Annotated in this window: 3 protein-coding genes; all 3 read left to right on the top strand. The window is 64.1% G+C overall.

Annotated elements, in window-relative coordinates; all coding sequences use genetic code 11:
• Positions 1-240 (top strand): SpoIIE family protein phosphatase (locus ITJ69_RS20160; protein ID WP_194673845.1); only part of this gene is annotated, 240 nt, incomplete at its 5' end.
• Between the two features lie 344 nt (positions 241-584).
• Positions 585-983: a nuclear transport factor 2 family protein gene (locus tag ITJ69_RS20155; RefSeq protein WP_194673844.1), complete on the top strand. Its 399-nt coding sequence runs from the start codon at positions 585-587 to the stop codon at positions 981-983.
• A gap of 38 nt (positions 984-1,021) precedes the next feature.
• On the top strand, positions 1,022-1,291 hold a 270-nt coding region (locus ITJ69_RS20150; protein ID WP_194673843.1), incomplete at its 3' end, for a helix-turn-helix transcriptional regulator.

Below are 1,291 nucleotides of genomic sequence, written 5' to 3'. Positions count from 1 at the left end.
GCAACCCGCCGGGATACCTCGCCTGCCCCGTATCCTCCATCTCGCCCCGGGGAGCTGCTCCTGATCGTCACCGATGGCCTGTTCGAGCTCCCCGGCGCGACCATCGACACCCTCACGCAGCTTGCCACCAACCTACGAACCGCCCCGGACTTGCAACTCGCCCTCACCGCGTTCATGGAAGCTGCCGGCCCAGACCTCGACGACGACACCACCCTCACCGCGATCCGCCGCAACATCTGAACCCAGCCGAACCAGGGCCACACCGCACGCTGCCAGTCTCGGTAGCCGATCCCTGCCGACCATCGTTCTCGTCGTAGTTGTTGCGCAGCCGAGGGCGTAGTGCAACCGGGGGTCCTGCTGGACGAGGGCTGCGATCTTGCGGTGCCAGCCGCGGATAGGCGGCCCGACCATCACGGATCACTTCCGCACACGAGTTGACGAGTCGCGTGTGGCTGCTCCATAGGCGCGAGAGATTCCCGCAGCGCGTTTCGGGCTGAGCATGGTCCAGTCCACTCCTTGCAGCGGCGAAACACTGTTCAAAACACCGACACACAGTTGTCGCGTCGACGCCCGAGGGTGGATACATGTCCAAGAACACAGACCTTCCGACCATCGCTACGGCCCAAGACTCGCTCGACTTGTGGCTGACCATGTGGAACACCGACGGCGACCTCGCACGACAGATCTGCGCCGACGACTTCCGAATCCACTTCGCTGTAACCGAACCCGACGGCTCAACCCCCGCAGATGACATCCGCACCGCAGACGACTTCGCGCAGTATCTCGGCTGGTGGCACGAACGGCACGCTGGTGCCGTCTTCACAAGCGTCGCCGACGCTATCGACGGCCGTCACGGCCGACTGCTCTGGGACCTGCAGGCCGGCGACATCCACGTCGGCGGTGTCGACGTCTTCGACTTCACGGAGGACGGCCACATCAGCCGGGTCTGGTCCGTCGGCGGACAACGAAGCATGCGGAGCTGACCTGGTTCCACGCGCGATCGCTCTGAAAGACTGAGACCATGAAGCGAGCCGAGCGGCAGTACGCACTCGTAGACCTCCTTCGAGGAGCACGCCGCCCCTGGTCCGCCGCTCGGCTCGCGAGTGAACTGCAAGTGTCCACGCGCACCATTGAACGCGACATCGGATCGCTGCAACTTGCTGGTGTTCCCATCTACGCAGACCACGGAGCAAAGGGCGGTTACTCAATCCTTTCGGACTACTCCCTGCCACCGTTGAATCTGTCTGCCGCAGAATCGCTAGCGATGCTCGCCGGGCTCGCCCTGCTCGAG

Source organism: Curtobacterium sp. VKM Ac-2887 (assembly GCF_015350935.1).
GTDB lineage: Bacteria > Actinomycetota > Actinomycetes > Actinomycetales > Microbacteriaceae > Curtobacterium.
This window is presented reverse-complemented; position numbering and strand designations above follow the sequence as displayed.

Coding starts and splice junctions, on each gene's coding strand:
- ITJ69_RS20155 (WP_194673844.1), top strand. CDS start 585: ATGTCCAAGAACACAGACCTTCCGACCATCGCTACGGCCCAAGACTCG.